Consider the following 21,597-nt stretch of genomic DNA (forward strand, 5'->3'; position numbering starts at 1 on the left):
TGATTACTCACTTCATTACGTAGGTAGGGGGAAGCGTTATGAAACCAGTTGTTCGCTCCATTTGTATCGGGGGACTCTTACTGGCTTTGTCGGGCTGCAATTGGACATCTGAAAATCATTCGTCACTGTCCGGCACAATCGAGGCCATTGAGTTGCCGATCGTAGCTGAAGTAGGCGGATTGGTGACAAACGTTACGGCAGAAGAGGGAGATGCAGTAAAAAAAGGACAAGTGCTGGCTCAAATCGATAAACGAAGCTACCAAATGACTGTGGCAGAAGCACAGGCAGCATTGGATCAAGCGACAGCCAAACTAGAAGAGGCGAGGGCTGGATCACGCGACACGACGATCCAAAGAAGCATAGCCAATGTCCAGCAAGCAAATGCGAATATCCAACTGGCACAAGCGAGAAAAAATCAGGCGGAAGCAGGAAAAGCACGTGCTGCTGAACAGATGACGCAGGCAGAATCGCAATGGCAGGGGGCGCAGCAGACTCTTTTGTATCAACAAAAAAGACTCGAGGAAGCAACAGCGCTCTTCGAAAAAGGAGCGATCTCTGCCAAAGACCTCGACACGCAAAAAGAAGCAGTGAATCAGGCAAAAACGCAGGCAGATCAATGGGCGGCACAAGTGGCGCAGACACAGGCACAGTACCATTCTGCACAAGAAGACATCGCCGCTACTGTGGCCCAAATCGGTACAGCACAAGCCGCGCAAGCCGCAGCGCAGGCAGATCTCGACCAGGTAAAGGAAGGAAGTACTGATTACGCGATTCGGGCACTGCTCGCCGCCCAGCAGCAGGCGAAAGCGAAACTGGATCAAGCCTTATTGCAGTTAGAAAAGGCAAAGATTACGGCAACCTACGACGGTACTCTCTTGCGCTCCTCTATTGAACAGGGGGAAGTAGCAAAAACAGGTGCCACTTTGTTTACGATGATGAAGCCAGATCAGCTTGAGCTCGTCGTGTACATTCCGGAAGCACAATTGAATCGGGTGAAAAAAGGGCAAGAGGTTGGCATCAAGGTGGATGCCTATCCGGAAGAGACGTTTACAGGAACGATCAGTCGCATCTCGGAAAAAGCAGAATTCACGCCGAAGAATGTACAGACGCCAGATGAACGCACCAAGCTTGTGTTCGCTGTTACGATACACATCACAGATGGACTCGACAAAATCAAACCAGGTATGCCTGCCGATGTCCTGTTGGCAGACGGGGAGGGAGGTCAATGAACGCCGCTATCCAATGCGAGCAGTTGACGAAGCGTTTTGGAGATCGAGTAGCCGTGAACAGCTTGACACTCACAGTTCCGCGAGGTTCGATTTACGGTTTTTTGGGTCCGAATGGCTCAGGGAAATCGACCACAATCCGAATGCTTTGCGGTTTGCTGGCCCCGACGACAGGAAAGGGGACGGTACTTGGCTTCGATGTCATGACACAGAGCGAGGAAATCAAGCAACGGATCGGGTATATGTCGCAAAAGTTCAGTCTGTATGAAGATTTGACAGTGGAAGAGAATCTCGATTTTTATGCTGGGGTTTATCGACTAGGGGCAGCAGAACGCAAGGAGCGGAAAGCAGAGCTAATTGAGATGGCAGGTCTGACAGGCAGGGAAAAGCAGCTTGCCGGATCGCTGTCAGGGGGATGGAAGCAACGCCTTGCGCTCTCCTGCGCTCTTTTGCACAAGCCGGAGCTGTTGATTTTGGATGAACCGACAGCAGGGGTCGATCCTGTTTCCCGCCGAATTTTTTGGGACGTGATTCATGAGCTGGCGGGAAAGGGGATCACCGTGCTGGTGACCACACACTACATGGATGAGGCGCAGACATGCGATTGGATCGGCTTTATCTTTTTCGGCAATCTGCTGGCGGAAGGCACTCCACAAGAGTTGATCGATCGTATGGGAGCAGGCAATCTGGAGGATGTCTTCATCGAGCTGGTTAGGCAGGAAGAAGCCAGACAGGCGGCGGAGGAGGGAGTCCGATGAGGCACTTTGTCTGGGAGCGTTACTGGTCTGTCGTGAAGAAGGAAATCATCCAAATCAAACGGGATCGTCCCAGTTTGGCGATCGCACTGGTCATGCCGCTGATGCTGTTGTTTTTGTTCGGATATGCTGTCAATACAGACGTGAATGACATCCAGATGGCAGTCTGGAATCAAAGTCCTTCTGCTGCCAGTCGAGAGCTGGTAGATCAATTCGTCAACACGCGTGTATTCGAGGTGGCAGCACATGTAAGTAGCTACAAGGAGATCGAAGCCATGTTAGACGATGGCTCCGTAAATGTAGCGCTCATTATCGGGCCAGACTACACCCGCAAGCGTGATCGCAACGAGCCGGTAGACGTGCAAATGCTCATTAATGGCTCTGATCCGAATATCGCCCGGACTGCGACCTCTCAAGCTCAGTTGATCATTCAGCATCAAGCGATCACGTTGCAGGAAATAAAGCTGCAAAAACAAGGCTTGGGGGAGCTGGAACAGCCACTCGGCTTGGATACACGCGTGTTGTTTAACCCCAATATGGAGAGCATCGTCTTCAATATTCCCGGCTTGATCGGCTTGATTATGCAAAACGTCACGATGATTCTGACGGCGTTTTCCCTCGTACGTGAGAAGGAGCGGGGAACGATGGAGCAGTTAATCGTGACGCCGATACGCCCATTGGAGCTGATGCTCGGCAAAATTACCCCCTATGTAGGTGTAGGTCTCTTCTCGTTTTGTCTGGTGCTATTGGTTGGAACGTATTGGTTTGGAGTCCCCGTCAAAGGCAGCATTTCGCTTTTGGTGACATTGTCTGTCTTGTTTTTGGTGACGACGCTTCTCTTGGGCATTTTCATTTCGACGGTGGCAAAGACCCAGCTTCAAGCGATGCAAATGGCATTCGCCTTTATCCTGCCTAGCGTGCTTCTCTCCGGCTTTATGTTCCCGCGCGATTCGATGCCGCTCGTGATACAATGGTTAGGCGGGCTCGTCCCGTTGACCTATTTTCTGGAAATCCTGCGGGGAATTTTCTTAAAGGGCGTGGGCATCGATGCGCTCTGGAAGGATGTCGTCGGAATGAGCAGCTTTTGTCTCTTGATCCTGACCGTCGCTATCCTGCGATTCCGCAAGAAGATCGAATAAGAGGAGCGTAATGGGTGATGAACAAGCCGCCAACATTTGTAGAAGGCCTGTTGCAATATGTAGAAGAGTTGAAAGATGAGAGTGAGATGACAGAGAAGCAGCGCAATATTTTGCGTGCATCAGTGAAGCTGTTCGCTGAAAAAGGCTTCCATGCCAGCTCCACCTCTGAAATTGCCAAAGAAGCGGGTGTGGCAGAGGGAACGATTTTTCGCCACTACAAATCGAAAAAGGATATTTTACTCGCCGTCGTTGCACCTGTATTGGTCAAATTCGCGGCTCCGTTTATCTTGAAAGATGTCCGTGAGATTTTTAAAGAGCAGAATCATAAAACATTCTCCCAAATCGTGACAGAGCTGTACCGAAACCGGATCGACCTGGTGCTGGCGAATGAAAAGCATATTCGGATTTTGCTGCAAGAAGCTTTTTTCCATGACGAAATCAGGGAAGCGCTGATTGCTACGGTTTTCACGGGTGTGAAGGAGATGGCAAACAAGCTGATCGAGGCAAAGGTAGAGGTAGGCGAATTGCGTCCGCTCCCGACACAGGCTGTCTTTCGGGCGATCCTGTCCTCGATGATCGGGCTCGTCCTGTTCCGACAAGTCTTGGATACCGATGAATTTACGCAGTTCAGCGACGACGAGCAAATCGCACTGACCGTAGATATTTTGCTAAATGGGATTGGAAATCACTCTATCTAAAATTTTTTATCGATAAGTGAACATTTTTCTCTCTAATTGGGTATAGAAATCTCTTCTGGGAATGGTATAATTGCAAACAACTTTTTGCTGTTTTTTGGAGGAGAGTAAACCATGCAATTGTTATCAGAGAGAGAATGGCTCGCGTATCGGGAGAAAAACAAAGATCGTGCGCGCATGCTGATTTCTTGCCCGGACCGCGCGGGTATCGTCGCGGCTGTGTCGAACTTCTTGTTCCAACAAGGAGCCAACATCGTTCAGTCTGACCAGTACACGACTGATCCGGAAACAGGCCGTTTTTTCATGCGCATTGAATTCGATCTCATCAATCTGGAGGAGCGCTGTGAAGAGATCAAGCAAGCATTCACCCCAGTAGCCGAGAGCTTTGGGATGGAATGGTCGTTGGTCGAAGCGAACAAGCGCAAAAAGGTTGCGTTGTTTGTTTCCAAAGAAGATCACTGTCTTTTGGAGCTCTTGTGGCGCTGGAAGTCCGGGGAGCTGTTCGCAGATATCGCGGTTGTGGTCAGCAATCATCCTGACATGCAGGAGACTGTCGAGTCCTTTGGTATTCCATATCGTTGCATCCCAGTCACAAAGGATAACAAGCCGCAGGCAGAAGAAGAGCAGATTGCAGCAGCAGAGGGCGTTGATCTGATCGTTCTGGCTCGCTACATGCAAATCTTGTCCCCGCGCTTTTTGGAGGATTATGCGATGCGGATTATCAATATCCACCATTCCTTCCTCCCAGCCTTTGTCGGTGCGAAGCCTTACGAGCAGGCGTATCGTCGCGGCGTGAAGCTGATCGGAGCGACTGCGCATTACGTCACGGAAGAGCTGGACGCAGGGCCGATTATCGAGCAAGACGTTCAACGTGTATCGCATCAGGAAGACGTTGAGGCACTGAAACAGCTTGGACGTCAGGTAGAGCGTACAGTGCTGGCACGTGCAGTTCGTTGGCATCTGGAGGATCGGGTGCTGGTGTACGGCAACAAGACGATTGTGTTCCCATAAGCGGTGCATATAAGAAGAGGCTATTCCTTTGCGGAAAAGCCTCTTTTTTCGTTTTGATTCTCTTATTTTCAAGTCAGACTTTCACGCTTTACCAACTCCAGAAACTGAGCAACAACAGGCCGCTGCTCTGTCTCATCGTCACGCGTGCAGACATACAAGGGTCGCTTGATCTCTACTCCTGGAACGGTTACGCGCCCGACCTCGCCACGATCTACCATTTCCCTAACGGCCAGAGCAGGAGCCAACATTGTCCCATATCCCGCACGAACGGAGTGGATAGATTCGACCAGTCCGTGATACTGCATACCGATCTGCGGACGTTTCACACCATGCTCGCGACAGAGGGTAAAAAGCCAATCGCGGGTAGAGCTGCCTTGCTCCCGCAACAAAAATGGTTCCTCCACGAGCTGCTCCATACGGATCTCTTTTCCTGCAAGCGGATGATGGGCGGGCAAAATAAACCAATAGGGTACGTCCATCAGATGATGCCGATTGATAGGCAGCTCATCCCACGATTCCTTGATAATAACGGCCACATCGACCTCACAGCCAAGAAGCAGTTCAATCGATTGCATGGAATTACGCGTGCGAATTTCCACCTCAACCCCTTCATAATCGCGCTTGTACTGAGCCAGCCACTGTGGCACGAGATAATGGGAGGGGAGATAGGTAGAAGATATCCTTAGTCGTCCTTTCTTCCCTTGTTTGATTTCTGTCAGATGTGATTCGATTTCGCGTTCCCAGTCGTAAATGCGGCGTGACTTTTCAAAGAGAAAGCGCCCCTCATAGGTGAGAGCAATGCCGCGACCATCCGGGATGAGCAAGGTCATGCCCAATTCACTTTCAAGCCTGCGGATTTGGGCACTTACGGCAGGCTGGCTGATCGAGAGTGCGATTGCTGCTTCGGTGACACTGCCTCGTGACGCTACTTCTACGAAAATGCGGAGAGCATGTAAGTTCATCCTGTACCTCGATTCATAACTTTTGTTTATGAGTGATAGATAAAGATGTATTAGAAATGATGAGTGATTGCGCGTAAGGTATAGCTCAGAAAGACGTAAAAACAAGCAGAGAGAAGGATCAGGAGATGAGAGAAGTCAGTGGAAAGACACAAGTCGTGGCAGTCGCACTGGTGACAGCATTATGCATGATAGGAGATTCGATGCTGTATGTAGTGCTTCCTCTTTTCTGGAAGGAGGCAGGATTAACATCGCTGTGGGAAGTGGGGGTATTGCTTGCGGTGAACCGCTTCATCCGTGTACCAATCGGCCCTCTTGTTGGAAAATGGTATGAACGCTCGGGTGGACGCACAGGTTTGATTGTGGCAGTGGTGCTGGCTTTTCTAACGACACTTTCGTACAGCTTGGAAGGCTTTTGGCTGTGGCTTCTGATGCGATGCTTATGGGGAGTCGCTTGGACATTTTTAAGGCTAGGTGCGTATTCCTTGATCGTAAATGTTTCCGAAGGGCATAATCGCGGGCAACTCATGGGCTTGTACAACGGATTGTATCGATTGGGCAGTCTGGGCGGCATGCTGGTCGGAGCGCTGCTTGCCACTTGGTACGGGCTTTCTGTTACCTCTATTGCACTTGCGGTACCTTCATTGTTTGCATTCATTCTTGTTTTTCGCTATATACGTCCTTCCTTTACCAGTCAGCATCCGAATGACATGAAGCAGATGGATACAGGGAAACGCTTGTGGAGTCAGGCGCAGGTACTGTTGACGCTGATGACGGGATTGCTCGTCACGATGGTGTACCAGGGAGTGTTTACCTCCACGTTAAGCAGAGTGATCGAAATGCGAGAACCGCTTATCATGATTGGGGAAGTCGTGTTGGGGGCAGCGGTGATTGCGAGTGTGATCCAAGGCATTCGCTGGGGGTGGGAGCCGTGGGCTGCCCCATTGGTAGGCAAATTGTCGGACAGGCATGGCCGGACGAATCTATTTATCGGGACGTTGCTAGTCGCTTCTGTTCTGTTTGGCTCGTTGCAGGCAACGTCTTCGCTTGTGCTATGGTTTGCGATTTTATTCGCCATCCAGCTGAGCGCGACGATTATCACGACCGTCATGGATACTCTTGCAGCAGATGAAGCTGCGAGACAGGCCAACAGCCAGGCAGTAATGACACAATACTCAGTTGTAAGTGACCTGGGCGCGGCTCTGGGTCCGCTCTTGGCCTTCTGGCTGGATGAACAGGTTGGTTTGGGTCCAATGTACACCGGAATAGCGATCATCTTGCTTCTGGTCGGCCTGGTATGGTTGGGCCGACCAAAGCTGATCAAGATGGAAAGCGCTTCTTAATTGTTGTCATGACGTGAGCAATGGCTGCCTCCTTGTCCGGACCGTGGAGCAGCATATGGTTCGAATGCTCGTACCAGGTGATTTGCGGGGAGGCAGATTCGTCTACACTGGTTGCGAGTATTTGGGCGCTTACGGCGTGTACAGTATCGTCTCGCCTTGCTTGCAGCAGGACGTAAGGGGTTGTAATTTGAGGCAAAAGCGGCTTCGTTTCTGCCAACAGCCTGCGAAATTGCAGCATACTGCTAATAGGGATTCGGCCGATGCCATGTATGTAGCGTTTGGAGTGGGTAGAGAAATCCTCCCGCAAATAATGCATCGCCTCTTTGACATCCCAATATTTATAAGGGGTGTTGATGGTAATCAGCAGGGCGACGGGGTATTTCGTCGTCAAGTGAAAGGCGAGCAGTCCCCCCATGGAAAATCCGATAACCACGATGGTGTCAGCGCGCATGGACAGTCGCTTGTAGCCTTCTTCTGCCGAGCGGAGCCAGTCGTGGCGGGTGCTTTTTGCCATGTGACGACGAGTGGTCCCATGTCCCTCCAAGGTAGGGCATTCCACCTGATAGCCAGCCTCGCGAAGCTTTTTGGCGAGTGGGAGTATATCGTTGATGTCTCCGGCAAATCCATGGATGAGTAAGCAACCGACTGTTCCTGACATGGAATCTCTTCCTCTCAGATATTGGGAAATTTGATGGATCATCCATATTATATACGAAAAGGTCAGAAGGAGGCGACCGCGCAAGTGTGCCCACATCAAGCAAAAAAAGGAAAGAAAAAGCGACTTCACGCGGCTGCGATGAAGTCGGCTATTTACTAACAGGGGTTCTGTACCTGAAAAATAGGTTACAACCCAATCGTTTTTAGTTCTGGAGAGATAAGGAGCGTAGGCTGCGTGCAGGCTTGGATATCTTCCGCTGTATAACCTTCTGCTACTTCGACGAGGACGAGCCCGTCTGGTGTCACATCAATGACAGCTCTGTCCGTAATGATCCGGTTGACAACCTTCTTTCCGGTAAGAGGCAGGGCACATTCATTCAAGATTTTTGTCTCACCATGTTTGTTGACATGATCCATAATGACGACGATTTTTTTCGCGCCGTGGACGAGATCCATGGCACCGCCCATGCCCTTGACCATTTTTCCAGGAATCATCCAGTTGGCGAGATCACCCGCAGCAGAAACCTCCATCGCCCCCAAAATAGCGAGGTCGATATGGCCGCCGCGAATCATCGCAAACGATTCAGCACTGGAGAAGTAGGCCGCACCTGGAATAGCCGTCACGGTTTCTTTTCCGGCGTTGATGAGATCAGGATCGAGGTTTTCCTCTGTCGGGTAAGGGCCAATTCCGAGCAAGCCGTTTTCCGATTGCAGAACGACCGTTTTTCCTTCCGGGATGTAGTTGGCGACGAGCGTGGGCATTCCAATCCCCAAGTTTACGTAAAAGCCATCTTCTATTTCCCCGGCGGCACGAGTGGCGATTTGCTCACGTGTAAGTGACATCTGTGTTTTCCTCCCTTGAATGTAATCCGGTTCTCTCTTTTGCTCTCTATGAGCGGACAGTGCGCCGTTCGATGCGTTTCTCGAACGAAGGTGCCTGTATCACACGTTGTACATAGACGCTTGGTGTGTGAATATGCTCAGGGTCCAGTTCACCTGTCTCTACGATTTCTTCCACTTCGACGATAGTGATTTTTCCCGCTGCTGCCATCATCGGATTGAAGTTTTGGGCTGTTTTGCGGAAGACGAGATTGCCCATCTTGTCAGCCTTCCACGCCTTGATCAGTGCGAAATCACCTGTGATGCCATATTCAAGCAGGTACTCTTTCCCTGCGAAATCGCGCGTTTCCCGTCCTTCAGCGATAGGTGTGCCGACTCCAGCCGGGGTATAGAATGCCGGAATGCCAGCTCCGCCTGCACGAATTCTCTCCGCCAGCGTCCCTTGTGGCGTCAACTCGACTTCGAGCTCACCGGACAAAAATTGACGTTCGAATTCCTTATTTTCTCCCACATAAGAGGAGACCATTTTTTTGATTTGCTTTTCTCGTAAAAGGAGACCGAGTCCCCAATCATCGACCCCACAGTTATTTGAGACAACGGTCAAGTTTTTCACTGCTTTGTCCCGCAGGGCGATAATCAGATTCTCGGGAATTCCTACCAGTCCGAAGCCGCCCACTAATAAAGTGGCACCATCGTGAATATCAGCCACGATGTCCGTGTAAGAAGTATAAATTTTGGCCATGACGATCACTCCCACCATGAAGAAATAAAGGATTTTTGTAAGCGCTAACAATAGGGCGATGCAGTTGCCCCGTTTCCCTGCCCTTCTATCATACTAGATACGAGTTACAAACAAGTGACGAGACATTTGGATTATAAAAAATAATGTAAAATGACAGAAAAGTAGTACAACTATACCATTTTTTTCTGTAAAATATATTTTGTCAATATTCGTCGTTTTTTGATCAGGATAGGAAGATTCAGGTGGAAATGTGGGGTTGCAGGAATGAAAAATTCGAATAAATGGATAAGTCTCACGGTTGTGGTCCTGCTGCTCGTAGGGTGCGAAAAGCTAAATGAGGATGTTTCAAGTCTGAAGCGGACGAAAGAAGAAACGGTCATCAAGGTGAAAACGGTAAGTGCGTATACGGTGGAGAATGGCAAGGGTGAGCGTCTGATGGAAGTAGCAGGTGTGGTGGCACCGCGTCAGGAGCTGGCATTATCATTTGGCGCCTCAGGCAAAATTTCAGGCATTCTCGTGGAAAAAGGAGCCACTGTCAGGGCAGGGCAGACGTTGGCGACGTTAGATGGTACGGCCTTGCAGCAAGGAATTCACGCAGCCCAGGGACAGGTAGCAAGTGCTGCGATCAAGCGGGAAAAGGCTGCCAAGGGACCGGAGAGCCATGAGGTGCAGACCAAGAAGCTGCAGGTAGAAAAAGCGAGAGAACAGATGCAAAAGGCTCGCGACGAGCTCACCAAAGCGGAGATTCTGTATGCGAATGGAGCCATCTCGAAGGATGAAAAAGACAAGTTGACGTCGGCGCTGCGACAGGCCGAGCTGAGTCTGGAAGAAGAACAAGTGGCGTACAACAACCTGCTGAAGGGCGCCGATCCACTGGATATCGAAGAAGCGAATGCAAGTGTCCAGCAGGCCAATGTTCAATTGAGCCGCGCGAAGCAGGAAGCGGCTGATGCGGTGATCAAAGCTCCGTTTACAGGAGTGGTTGCAGCGATCTCCAAGACAGCGTCGGAGCAAGCTGGACCTGGGACCGAAGTCATTCGAATGGTCGATACGAGCTCCTGGCTTGTCAAGCTACAGGTAGAAAGGGAGCAAGTCGCCCATTGGCAGGCAGGTAAAGTGGTAAAGGTGAAAGCTTCGGACGGCAGTGAAGCAGAAGGAAAAGTGACATTTGTCTCACCTGTTATGGATACCGGCTTGGGGTCTTATCCAGTCGAGGTGACCGTAGACGGCAAGAATGTAGCGTGGAAGGGTGGCATGACTGTCACTTGTCAGTATCCGCTGCCAGCGTCAAATGTTGCGCTCGTTCCTGTTAGCAGCATCGGTGTCTCTGATGAAGAATATTACGTCATGAAAATCAATGAACACTCAGTGGAAAAGACGTTTGTCAAAGTGGGGGCCTTGCAAGGAACCTTCTACGAGGTAGTGGAAGGTCTCGCGCCTGGTGACCAGATTGTCGCTGCAGGCTTGTCGTATGTAGTGGATGGTGAGGTGGTGAAGGTGGCGGATGAATAACAAGACATTTTTAGCGACTGTCCCCTCCTTTGCCCGCATTCTGGCGGTCATTTGCTGTCTACTTGCGGCAGGAGCCTGGTTCGGGCTGGATATCAAGACGTTTCCAGATCGGTCTGTGCCAGAATATACAATCAGTCTCTCGGCACCCAAACTCTCTTCTGCGGAAGTAGAAGAATCGGTCGCGAGAAAAGTAGAGGAATCGGTACGTTCATTAGGCAGTGTGCTTACGATAGCTACCGAATCTCGGACAGGGTCGGCGGTTACTACTGTTAAAACATCGGAACAAATCGGTTCGGATTACAAGGAACGGTTGGAAAAGAAGCTGGGAGAGATCACGAAGCAGCTCCCTGTGCAGGAGTGGAGCGTCAGTCAAAGCAATCTGGCAGATAGCAAAATTGGTTTTTATGTCCTGTACGGGACAGACTTGCAGACCTTGTCTGACGTTGCCAGAAATACTGTCTACGACAAATTGATCAATCTGCCAGGAATCGCTCGTATCGAAATGGACAAGCAAGCCTTGAAGGAGCAGGTAGATATCGTTTTCCGACCGTCCATGCTGCTAGCCTACGGGCTCACACCTGCTGATGTTCTGTCGCAACTGCCGACAGATGTGGTTGGGGAAGAGGTAGGCTCTGTTGGAGCTGATAAGGATCGAACCATGATTCAATGGACGAGTAAATCGGAAGGGCTGCAAGATCTGGGCAAGCACTTGATCTCCACCGATAAAGGATACGTGCCATTACATACGTTGGCTGACATTCGTGATCGACGTGGGAGCAAAGGCGAACAAATCGGGATGTATCGTGGCTCGCTTGCATTAGGAATCACAGTGTACGCAGCAGATGTCGGTCAATTGCCTGTAATCAGCAAGCAAGTAAAGGAAGCGGTTGGCGAGTTGAATCAGGCTTCGGGCGGAAAATACCGCCTCGATTTGTTTCATGACGACGCGCAGACAATCACCAGTGCATTGAGACAGCTTGGAATATTGGCGGCTCTAGCCGCTGTCATCTGTTCGCTCTTTTTGTATCTGACCCGAAAACAATGGGCAGGGGCTGTACTCGCGCTTTTGGCAAACGTACTTGCGGTCGGCAGTGTACTTGGAGGCATGTGGTTATGGGGAATCCCATTGACGCTCTCCACGCTGGGCCCACTCGTGTTGTTTTCGCTACTGTTCACAGGAGCAGGTTCTGCGTTGTTTCATCAGTTTTCAGGTTTGCCCTCGTACTCGTTTGTTCGTTGTTTGCAAGTGGCGTGGGGGTTGATGAAGCCGTTTTTGCTCACGGTTGTGGTGGTGGCAGCCTGTTGGACAGGTGTCGTTTTTACTGATTTCCTCAAGGCGGAAGACAAGGTTGTCTTGTACGATGCTTGGCCCGTTCTTTTGCTAGGGACGTTTGCTCTTATTCTTATCTATGGATTTATCACGCCGGTATTGACAGGAACGTGGCTGGAAGCTTCCGAACGAGTAGTGGAGAAAACACCACGGGCTTCCAATAAAGTGACAAGTTATTTTCAAAATCGCTGGGAACGACTGGTGGAACAAGGGTATTTGCCTTATGGAATCACACTGGTTGCCTCGCTTGTCTTTGTCTTTTTGCTCAAGTCGTTTATTTTGGTAGATCCGTACGCCAAGCTTGATTATGCTGACAAGTCGCTTTCTTTGCCAATGGTGCAGGGAAGCAGCATCGATGAGGCCATGCGGGCAGCACAAATAGCTGAGGAGCGTTTACTCGCCATTGACGAAGTCCGGGATGTCTACACGATTGCCTCCGAAGAAAATCTGAGCTTTCAGCTAAAGCTCGTGGACAAATACGATTGGACGCAATCGGTTTCGGACTTGGAAAAAGTACTGGACAAAGAGCTGCGAGATATTCCTCAGACAGATCCGTTTGCGCTGGTCATTAATAAAGATAAGGCAACTCGTCTCGTCTTGACGATCATGGGGCCATCCTTGCAAACGACGCAGAACATTGCCAATGAAGTATTGGCATTCATGGAAAAACAGAGTGCGAAGGATAGAGAGGGACGAGAACTTGTAACAGATGAACGAATCGGTTCAGGTTCAGAGGGGACCTTTATCGATATTCGTCCAAAACAAGAGATGCTGGCACGCTACCGGATTACGCAAGAGGAGATCAAGAGACAACTGGAGAGTTATTTGGGAGAAAAAACAGCTGGCAGTGTCTATTGGAACGAGCGTCAGGTACCTATCCACGTCCGTTTCCCTGATGGGTGGATGGACTATCCGGATCAGGTGAAAAATATTTTGATTCGAACCTCACAAGGTACGGTGCGATTATTTGAGCTGGTAGATTGGTCGATCGGCAGCGAACCGCCCATTTATCAACGGGAAGACGGACTGTATGTTTTCAAGGTAAGCAGTGCCGTCTCAGACCCAAGCCGAATTGAGCTGTGGTCTTACATCATTCCATATTCCATGCAAGAAAAAATGACGATACCTGAAGGCTACACGGTATATAACGATGATGAGTTGAAGAAATTGGAGGAGAAAAAGCTCAATACGGTTGATTGGAGCAGCAGGTTCTTGACGATTGGCAGTCTGATTGCCCTCGTACTTATCATGAGCTTGCTTTTGCAACGCAGAACGCGCGATGGATTATTTGCCCTCGTTCTCTTGCCAGTCTTGTCTGGAGGCTTTGCGCTGGGATTGCTGTGGTTGGATCGACCCATGAACGTGATGAGCTTCTACGGTATGGTAGCTGCCGTTGCCGTCATCGTGTTGCAGGCACTTCTTACGATGGATGAGCTGTACAAGGCCCAAGCCGAACAGGACCGAGTTTGGGACGGTATCAAGCTGGGGGCCAAACGCACCATGGTCAATCAAGCTGGGATATATTTGGCGATTGCGTTAGCCAGCCTTCCACTTGCTGGGGGCTTGGGTAATGGGAATGATTCGTTTGCGTCCTTCGCCAGCGTATTGTTGTTTGGCATACTTATGGGGGCATTTGCCACTATGGCACTTCTTCCTGGTATGCAACATGCAGCAGTGCAAAAACAGGCTGCTCATTCTGAGATGTCCTTGCCGATCCTCGCCCGTCATTTCCGGATTTGGTGGGAGAACAACCAGGTACGTCGCCGTGATTTCAAAGATAGAAAACGGGAACAAGCCCGCTCACCAAAAACAGGGCAAGCCGAAGCCTCGAACCACCATTCCCGGGAGTATGTCCCTAAACAAGAGGACTTCTTGCCTCTTTCTTCTTCTACACATGACGCCAACCGCTAAAAAAGGTTGGCGTTTTTCTTTTTCAATCGTTCACGTAGCTGTAACCGACTAACCAGGTATGCGTCATGGTAAGATAGGAAAGAGAATCGAAAGCAGGGGGTAGCAAACACGTGCGTCGATATCGGAAAGTATGGGATTACTTGCTTTTGATTGCCATTCTGCTTGGGTTGTTTATTTCCTCTTCACAGCCATACGCCAAACAAGACATGCGGGGGACGATAGACAAGCTAGTGGACGAACAGAGCTTGCAGAACCGTATAGGCGACATATCCATTCCTTACGGAGGCAAAGATGTGAGCCTGGAAGAAAAGGGAGCCGCTGGTTTTATAGAGTTCTTGATACGGAAAGGGACACATTTTACTGTTTTTGCCCTCTTGGCTTTTAGCTGGTATCGCGTGTTTTCGCATCATCTCTCGTTTGGGCAAGCACTGCCCTGGAGCGCTTTTTGCAGTGTGATGACGGCTGTTTTGGATGAATGGCACCAGACGTTTACACCGGATCGAACCGGAATGGTGCAGGATGTATTGCTCGATGCATCTGGATCTGTCACGATGTTGTTGATAATTGCTCTCAATTACCTGTATTCACGAAGAGCATATCGTTATAAAATGTAGGAAGCCTATCCATCCTATGGATGAGAAGGCTGTGATGAACGATTGGAGAGTGGATTAGATCGTGGTAGAAAAAAAGAATGTTCTTGTACTGAACTGCGGAAGTTCTTCGGTGAAGTACAAGCTCTATGAAATGCCTTCCAAAACATTGATCGCGCATGATTATTTGGAGCAAATCCAGCGTGACCAATATGAAGATACTATTCGGGGAGTGTTTGAATCCCTCAAACAATATTCGATAGATATCGTTTCCCATCGTGTTGTCCACGGAGGAGAAGCATTTAAGCAGTCTGTTATTGTCAACGACCAGGTAAAAGAAGAAATTCGTAACCTGTCCCGTTTCGCCCCGCTTCATAACCCCATTAACCTAACCGGGATTGAAGTTGCTCAAAGTCTGTTTCCTGATTTGATTCACGTAGCTGTTTTTGATACAGCATTCCACCAAACGATGCCACCATCCTCATATTTGTACGCACTGCCTTATGAATACTACGAACAATACGGTATTCGCAAATACGGTTTCCATGGAACGTCTCACCGCTATGTAATGGGTCGTGCAGCAGAAATGATGGGTCGCCCGAAAGAGCAGCTTCGTCTGATCAGCTGCCACATCGGAAGCGGGGTAAGTATCACAGCGATCCGAAATGGTGAATCTTATGATACGTCGATGGGGATGACACCGTTGGCAGGTTTGTCCATGGGTACGCGCAGCGGAAACATTGACCCAGGTATCATCCCTTACATTGAGGAAATTGAAAAGACTGACACGGCTGGCGCTATTAAGATTCTGAATAACAAGAGCGGTCTCATGGGCGTATCGGGTGTATCCAATGATTTGCGCGACGTTATGAAAAAAGCAGAAGAGGGGCATCTCCGCAGCAAGCTTGCGCTGGAATTGTTCACCACTATCCTGCATAAGCATGTGGGACTGTACCTTGCTCGACTGAATGGAGTCGACGGGATTATCTTTACAGCAGGAGTTGGAGAAAATAGTGCTGCCGTGCGTGAATTGGTGTGCTCTGGTCTGGAATTTGCCGGGGTAAACCTGGATCGCGAGGTAAACCGCACCAGCAAAGGGGAGACATTCATCAGCACGAAATACTCCCCGGTAAAAGTCATGGTAATTCCAACAAATGAAGAACTTGTTATGGCAATGGATGCATTCGAACTGGGACATAACTAGCTTGGAGTATGCACCTAGAAAGAATAGGCTTTTCAGTATTGGAATTTCTCTGCTATACTAAGAGAATGAGGCTTCTGGTTTGAGGTTCTCACCATTTTTCTGAAAAAATAAAAGGAGTGCAAACTGGATGGCAGTACAAGTGGGAAGCATCATCGAAGGAAAAGTGACAGCGATTAAACCGTTTGGGATGTTCGTAGCAGTCAGCGAAACGGAGCAGGGGCTGGTCCACATTTCCCAAGTAGCAAACGGTTTTGTTAAGGATATCAATGATCACTTTACCGTGGGGGCACAAGTAAAGGTAAAAGTACTCTCCATTGATGATGCAGGTAAAATCTCGCTTTCGGTTCGCGCAGCACTCCCAGCGCCTGAGCGTCCGGAACGTGAAGAACGCCGTGGTGGTGGATATCGTGGAGGCGACCGCGGAGGGAATGCAAAACGAGAAAGCGGAGCTTCTTTCGAAGACAAAATGAAAAAATGGTTGAAGCACAGCGAAGAGAACCTTGCGACAATCAACAAAAAGAACGCAAAACGCGGCTACTAAGCCTTGCGATAACTAAGAAGGACGGGATCAGCTCCCGTCCTTTTTTGCGTTTCCTATTCGAGAGGATTCCCCTCCTTTTCCCAGTATTCCATCCCGCCGAGCATCTCTTTTACTCGAAAGCCGAGAGCGGACAGTTTCGCGCAAGCCTTTGCAGCACCGTTGCAGTTGGGACCCCAGCAATAGACGACCAGGAGCTTGGTCGGGTCCAGCGCAGCCGTCGTTTCAGCGGAAATAAACGAATGAGGGAGATTCAAAGCACCGGGAACGTGACCATCCCGATACGCTTTCTCGCTGCGAGCATCCAGGATGTAAAAGCCTTCCACGCGGTTCTGGATGTCATTCCATACATCAGAGACATCTGTCTCAAGAGACAGCTTGTCGAGAAAATGAGTGCGGGCTACTTCAGGTGACGCGGCGGGTGTGTGCAATACAAGGGACATATCCAATCCTCCTCGGTACATGTGATGGTGATGCACACAGCATAACATTGAAGTAATCATCACAGTTATCTATACTATTCAATAAGGATCATTACTGATTTCTATGGGAGGAAGCGGGATGGAGCTGGTCTATTTACATACTTTTCGCGAAGTAGCCCGGTATGGGAGTTTTACACGGGCAGCAGAAGAACTGGGCTATGCTCAGCCAACGGTAACGGCACAAATGCAAAAGCTGGAGCAGTCGTATGGAGCCCCGCTATTTGAACGATACGGGCGCAAGCTGCGACTGACGCAAGCAGGAGAAGCCTTGCTGCCGTACGCACGGGAATTGATTCGTCTGTATGGGGAATCTAAAGAAGTGATCAAGCAACAGACGACAGGCCCCATTGCCATTGGGACGATTGATACACTGGCGGCGTTTTTTCTGCCACCGTATTTACAGGCTTTTTGCCAGCAATATCCTCAGGTTGATTTAGTATTGCGGACGGCTGGCGAAGCAGAAATTGTGCAACAGATCAGGGATGGTTATCTCGATTTCGGGATCATTTTCGATCGCCCTTGTACAGACCCTGAGTTAGTCACCCACGTCATTCGTGAGGAAGAATTGGTGATCGTCATGCCACCCGCTCATCGATTCACAACAGCCACTGTACTCACTGTCCATGACTTGAGCGGGGAGTCGCTTGTATTGACCGAAGAAGGCTGTACGTATCGGGGCATGCTGCTGGAGGCTTTTGGTGAGGTTGGGATGACCCAACGAATCGCCTGCCAATTCAGCAATCCGGAAGCGATCAAGCAGTGTGTACGCTGTGGTTTGGGTGTGGCATTGCTGCCGCTCATGGCGGTCAAGAGAGAGCTAACAGAAGGGGTGCTCAGAGCTATCCCGTTTCAGTCAAATAAGGCGCCGTTTTCCATTCAGCTTGTTTATCATAAAAAGAAATGGCTATCACCTTCCATGGTGGCGCTTGTGGATACGATTACGAGATCACAGAGAGAGGAATCGTGAGCAGGATGCAGCTAGATACTTCACCATTTGTCGCATGTACACCTGAGGAGACAGTCCATCAGGGAGTGCGGCTCTATACCGTTAGCTACTACAGTCAAGACTTGCTGGTAAAAGCTGCATTGGCTGTGCCGGAGGTTTATTTTCAGGAGGGAGCATGTCTGCCGGCTCTCTTGTATTGCCGAGGCGGGATTAAAGGTGTAGGACGCGTCAGACCAGAGAGAATCAGTCAGATGGCTGCTTTTGGCTACGTGATTCTCGCTCCTCATTACCGTGGCAACGAAGGCGGAGAGGGCCGGGATGAATTCGGTGGGGCAGACAGGCATGATGTGTTTGCCGCATTTGAATTGCTCCGCAGCATGGAGAAGGTGGACGAGGAGCGAATCAGCGTCTACGGCTTTTCACGAGGTGGCATCATGGCCTTGTTTGCCGCAATGGAGTGCAAGGGCATTCTGTCTTGCGTCGTATGGAGTGGTGTCAGCGACATGTTTTTGACCTACGAGGAGCGGGTTGATCTGAGAAGGATGCTGCGCAGAATCATCGGTCATCCGCGAAAGCAGGAGGATGCTTACCGCTATCGGACACCTTTGTATCGGATGGACGAGATTTCTTGCCCTGTGCTGATCATACATGGAACGGAAGATGAAAATGTAGGAGTCGAGCATGCTCATAAATTGGCAGATGCGCTGACACGGGCAGGCAAACCGTATGAAAAATGGCTGGCGCAAGGGGCCAGCCATCTGTTTGTCGGGGAAGATATGGAGATGTATACGCGCAAAATGTTTGCTTGGCTGGATGCGCAAGTCTAATCTTCTTTTGGTGTAAGCGGCAGTGTAATGATGATATCCGTTCCTTTCCCCAGCTTGCTGTTCACATGTAGCTCCCCACCGTGGTTTTCGACCATTCGTCGGGAAATCGGCAGCCCCAGTCCTGTCCCATCCTCTTTTAAGGAGAAAAACGGATCGAATATCCGCACCAAATATTCTTGGGGAATGCCTTCTCCTGTGTCTCTGATATGAATATGGACAGCTTGATCATCCAGGCGGCTTTCAATGGAGAGAATGCCGCCGTCTTTCATGGCTTCAATGCTGTTTTTCATTAAATTAAGCAGGATTTGCTTTAATTGCTCGACATCGACATGAATGCGAATGCCGGGATCACAGCGATCTACGATTTCAATCCCATGCAGCATAGCCTCGGCATTCATCAAGGGAAGAATCGAATGAATGACACCGGTTAACGCAACCTCGCGATAATCGGGCTTGGATGGTTTGGAGAGCATCAGCAACTCCGTCACGATGCGGTTGACCCGTTCAATTTCCTGCAAGATTAAGGGCAAATAGTACAAATCGCGCTCTTGATTCGATAAACGCTGTTCCAAAAGCTGAATAAAGCCGTAGATAACTGTTAGTGGATTGCGAATTTCATGAGCGGCCCCCGCTGCCAGCTGACCGACCATGGCCAGCTTCTCGGATTGATTCAAGTACTCTTGAATTTGCTCCTGCTCCGTAATGTCCAAGAAGGCGACCATCCACCCGGTTTCCTGATCGTGGTGATGATTGTGCAAAGGGATGTAAGAGACCAGAGCAATGAATGGTGTGTCGTCTTTTTTGTACAAAGTCATTTTGCGATTGACGAACCAGGGAGTCGGCTCATTGCCTGTGGGTGCTTCAAAGGAATCCTTGGACGCGGGGTAGCCGTGATCGTCGAGCTTGACCAAATGCTGTGCCAACTGGTTTACATGAAGACCGACTGTCGCGTGGGAGCGAGTAATAATTCCTACAGGCAGAGAGTTTAAGATTTGCTCCCGGATGTTTTTTTCTTCGGTCAAAATTTGCCGTTGCCTTTCATCTTGTGCGAATAGATTGGCGATGCTAATCGACATTTTATTGAACTCCTGCGCCAACTCTAGGAATTCATCTTGATGGGTATAGACAATTTGCTGACCGAATGTTCCCTTCGATACTTCACGGGCTTGTTGCATCAGAGACCGGATCGGGCGCAAAAGCTCATTGCGGAAGTAAAACGTGCAGAATAGCCCAAACAAGATAGAGGCTACGGAAACCGTATACGTCAGGATCAACGAAACTTTGATGCTCTCATTCGAATTCTGAAACTCTTTATTCGTCTGATACTCCAGCTGATTGAGTGAAAAAGACAGATCTCGTTCCAACCGATCGAGCAATGGCTGTACTTCATTGGAAAGGACATAGCTAACGGCAGGAACATTCCCTGCTTGCAGCAATGGATTGATTTTGTTCAAAAAAATAAAGTCCAGTTTTGATATCGATTCAATAATGGTAAACAAGCCACTGTTCGCCTCGGTTTTGGGAAGCGAGGAAAAGCGAGCCGTATCGATCAGATTTGTATAGTACTGGTCCAGGTAAGACTCGTCGCGTGTCAATGTATACATGTTCAACGCATAGGTCTTGGTGTATATCTGGTTTTTGACTTCCAACAAGGCACTCGTTTGCGGTAAGAGGTTTTGTGTCAAATACACTTCATCAGAAGTGACCTTTGTCATTTGATAACTGAACAGGGTCGTTACGCAGCCGATGAGAAGCATCATTACGAGATAGCTGAGCATGATTTTTTTCTGAAATCCGAGATTGCTGAAAAGGGGCATGCTGATTAACCTCCATACGAGCCACGGGAAGGAATGAGATTTTGCAGTTCCCGTTCTAAATCTTCACGTACATCATCTGGAACCATGTGTCCGAATTGACTGAGACGGTTGACCCCTTCGGCAAGGCCGTACATGACTTTTCCATTGGGGAGATCCCCTTGAATAAACTGTTCCATGATGATGCGGTAGCACTGACGAACATCCTGCATCATGGAGGCCAGCACGTATTCCGGAGCGATATAGCGTTGATCGGCAATATATCCGATGGTAAATACTCCTGCCCGCTGAGCTTCTGTAATCACTTCGAGATTGAAGCTGTCGCCTGTGGTGTAGATGACATCCACCCCTTGTGAAATCATGTCGCGAGTCGTGCGAATGGCCCCCGCAATATCATTAAAATCAGGAACCTTTCCCACAACGATAGTGGTTTTAGGCGATTCCTTTTTCACTCCTTCGATAAAGCCTTCTACTTGAGTTAACTCTGTGGGCTTGTCTACCATGATGTATCCGACTTTATCCGATTTCGTCATTTTCGCGGCTAGGATACCGACAAGCTTGCCGGCAGGCTTCATATCGTAACGAATCGTCGTCTGATTTGGATGCGGAGCCTCTCCATTAAAGGAAACAAAATGTGATTTCGGATAGCGAAGCGCCACGTCTGTAAAAGGATCAGAGAAGATGAGGCCATGACCGAGTATGAGATCATAGTCGTTGGCTGCATATTTCTCAGCCACCTTTTTGATCTGCTCCGGTTTTATATTATTGGCGATTTCGAGTGAAAAGTTAAATCTTTTTTGCAGTTCTGTCATACTCTCCAGTGCACTGCTGTTCCAGCCCTGATCATAAGTGGGGCCCTCCAGCAATAGGGCGACACGCACTTTGTCAGAAGAATGGCTGCTTTTATTCATGACTTTATCGAGATGCTTCATGCTTGTAACGAATTGACTGGTAATGAGCAGAAGCAGCCCGACTACCAAACCGGTAAATAAGACGGGAAATGGCAGCAGCTTTGGCATGCGGGATTCCTCCATAGAAAAAAAGCATAATCCACTTGAAAATATAGATACACGTCA

General features: G+C 49.4%; 20 protein-coding genes. 13 read left to right on the top strand and 7 right to left on the bottom strand.

All coding sequences use genetic code 11. From position 1 onward, the window contains the following. The first annotated feature begins 38 nt into the window (after positions 1-38). From M3630_RS17980 to purU, 5 genes are all read left to right on the top strand, one after another. The gene (locus M3630_RS17980) at positions 39-1,229 is read left to right on the top strand and encodes an HlyD family secretion protein (protein WP_251252963.1); all 1,191 of its coding nucleotides are present in this window, start codon (positions 39-41) and stop codon (positions 1,227-1,229) included. Beyond that, positions 1,226-1,984 (top strand): ABC transporter ATP-binding protein, encoded by a 759-nt coding sequence (locus tag M3630_RS17985; protein WP_251252964.1) that lies wholly within the window; start codon positions 1,226-1,228, stop codon positions 1,982-1,984. The genes M3630_RS17980 and M3630_RS17985 overlap by 4 nt, the downstream gene beginning before the upstream one ends. Then, positions 1,981-3,120, top strand: coding sequence for an ABC transporter permease (locus M3630_RS17990; RefSeq protein WP_173609926.1), 1,140 nt, complete (start codon positions 1,981-1,983; stop codon positions 3,118-3,120). The genes M3630_RS17985 and M3630_RS17990 overlap by 4 nt, the downstream gene beginning before the upstream one ends. A gap of 17 nt (positions 3,121-3,137) precedes the next feature. Then, complete coding sequence (locus tag M3630_RS17995; protein WP_016742878.1) at positions 3,138-3,818, top strand: TetR/AcrR family transcriptional regulator; 681 nt, start codon at positions 3,138-3,140, stop codon at positions 3,816-3,818. 111 nt (positions 3,819-3,929) lie between these two features. Next, complete coding sequence (gene purU / locus M3630_RS18000; RefSeq protein ID WP_173609927.1) at positions 3,930-4,826, top strand: formyltetrahydrofolate deformylase; 897 nt, start codon at positions 3,930-3,932, stop codon at positions 4,824-4,826. A gap of 68 nt (positions 4,827-4,894) precedes the next feature. On the opposite strand, the gene M3630_RS18005 is transcribed toward purU, so the two are convergent. Beyond that, complete coding sequence (locus tag M3630_RS18005) at positions 4,895-5,788, bottom strand: LysR family transcriptional regulator (protein WP_251252965.1); 894 nt, start codon at positions 5,786-5,788, stop codon at positions 4,895-4,897. A gap of 125 nt (positions 5,789-5,913) precedes the next feature. On the opposite strand from M3630_RS18005, the gene M3630_RS18010 reads away from it, so the two are divergent. Further along, positions 5,914-7,128 carry an MFS transporter gene (locus M3630_RS18010; RefSeq protein ID WP_251252966.1) on the top strand — a complete coding sequence of 405 codons (1,215 nt, stop codon included), beginning with the start codon at positions 5,914-5,916 and terminating at the stop codon, positions 7,126-7,128. Here M3630_RS18010 and M3630_RS18015 read toward each other — a convergent pair. The 3 genes from M3630_RS18015 to M3630_RS18025 all read right to left on the bottom strand — a co-directional run bounded on the left by M3630_RS18015 (position 7,106) and on the right by M3630_RS18025 (position 9,367). Further along, the gene (locus tag M3630_RS18015) at positions 7,106-7,870 is read right to left on the bottom strand and encodes an alpha/beta hydrolase (RefSeq protein ID WP_173609930.1); all 765 of its coding nucleotides are present in this window, start codon (positions 7,868-7,870) and stop codon (positions 7,106-7,108) included. The genes M3630_RS18010 and M3630_RS18015 overlap by 23 nt on opposite strands. Before the next feature lie 101 nt (positions 7,871-7,971). Beyond that, positions 7,972-8,628, bottom strand: a complete 657-nt coding sequence (locus M3630_RS18020) for a CoA transferase subunit B (protein ID WP_173609931.1) — start codon at positions 8,626-8,628, stop codon at positions 7,972-7,974. Between the two features lie 46 nt (positions 8,629-8,674). Beyond that, complete coding sequence (locus tag M3630_RS18025) at positions 8,675-9,367, bottom strand: CoA transferase subunit A (protein ID WP_015893185.1); 693 nt, start codon at positions 9,365-9,367, stop codon at positions 8,675-8,677. 264 nt (positions 9,368-9,631) lie between these two features. On the opposite strand from M3630_RS18025, the gene M3630_RS18030 reads away from it, so the two are divergent. From M3630_RS18030 to M3630_RS18050, 5 genes are all read left to right on the top strand, one after another. Further along, complete coding sequence (locus M3630_RS18030; RefSeq protein WP_251252967.1) at positions 9,632-10,879, top strand: efflux RND transporter periplasmic adaptor subunit; 1,248 nt, start codon at positions 9,632-9,634, stop codon at positions 10,877-10,879. After that, positions 10,872-14,120, top strand: coding sequence for an efflux RND transporter permease subunit (locus tag M3630_RS18035; RefSeq protein WP_251252968.1), 3,249 nt, complete (start codon positions 10,872-10,874; stop codon positions 14,118-14,120). Before M3630_RS18030 ends, M3630_RS18035 begins: the two co-directional genes overlap by 8 nt. Before the next feature lie 110 nt (positions 14,121-14,230). Next, positions 14,231-14,734, top strand: a complete 504-nt coding sequence (locus M3630_RS18040) for a VanZ family protein (RefSeq protein ID WP_251252969.1) — start codon at positions 14,231-14,233, stop codon at positions 14,732-14,734. A 61-nt stretch (positions 14,735-14,795) separates the two neighbouring features. After that, the gene (locus M3630_RS18045; protein WP_353057245.1) at positions 14,796-15,914 is read left to right on the top strand and encodes an acetate/propionate family kinase; all 1,119 of its coding nucleotides are present in this window, start codon (positions 14,796-14,798) and stop codon (positions 15,912-15,914) included. Between the two features lie 127 nt (positions 15,915-16,041). Further along, positions 16,042-16,455, top strand: a complete 414-nt coding sequence (locus M3630_RS18050) for a S1 RNA-binding domain-containing protein (RefSeq protein WP_173609935.1) — start codon at positions 16,042-16,044, stop codon at positions 16,453-16,455. A gap of 53 nt (positions 16,456-16,508) precedes the next feature. Here M3630_RS18050 and M3630_RS18055 read toward each other — a convergent pair whose 3' ends face one another. Then, on the bottom strand, positions 16,509-16,895 hold the full coding sequence (locus M3630_RS18055) for a rhodanese-like domain-containing protein (RefSeq protein ID WP_251252970.1): 387 nt from the start codon (positions 16,893-16,895) through the stop codon (positions 16,509-16,511). Between the two features lie 118 nt (positions 16,896-17,013). On the opposite strand from M3630_RS18055, the gene M3630_RS18060 reads away from it, so the two are divergent. Both M3630_RS18060 and M3630_RS18065 read left to right on the top strand, forming a co-directional pair. After that, on the top strand, positions 17,014-17,901 hold the full coding sequence (locus tag M3630_RS18060) for a LysR family transcriptional regulator (RefSeq protein WP_251252971.1): 888 nt from the start codon (positions 17,014-17,016) through the stop codon (positions 17,899-17,901). Between the two features lie 5 nt (positions 17,902-17,906). Next, positions 17,907-18,707 carry an alpha/beta hydrolase family protein gene (locus tag M3630_RS18065; protein WP_251253149.1) on the top strand — a complete coding sequence of 267 codons (801 nt, stop codon included), beginning with the start codon at positions 17,907-17,909 and terminating at the stop codon, positions 18,705-18,707. Here M3630_RS18065 and M3630_RS18070 read toward each other — a convergent pair. After that, positions 18,704-20,524, bottom strand: a complete 1,821-nt coding sequence (locus M3630_RS18070; protein ID WP_251252972.1) for a sensor histidine kinase — start codon at positions 20,522-20,524, stop codon at positions 18,704-18,706. The two genes, M3630_RS18065 and M3630_RS18070, sit on opposite strands and share 4 nt — an antisense overlap. A gap of 5 nt (positions 20,525-20,529) precedes the next feature. Further along, positions 20,530-21,540: a BMP family ABC transporter substrate-binding protein gene (locus M3630_RS18075; protein WP_251252973.1), complete on the bottom strand. Its 1,011-nt coding sequence runs from the start codon at positions 21,538-21,540 to the stop codon at positions 20,530-20,532. Positions 21,541-21,597 lie beyond the last annotated feature (57 nt).

The organism is Brevibacillus sp. MER 51 (assembly GCF_023714195.1).
Taxonomy (GTDB): Bacteria; Bacillota; Bacilli; order Brevibacillales; family Brevibacillaceae; genus Brevibacillus.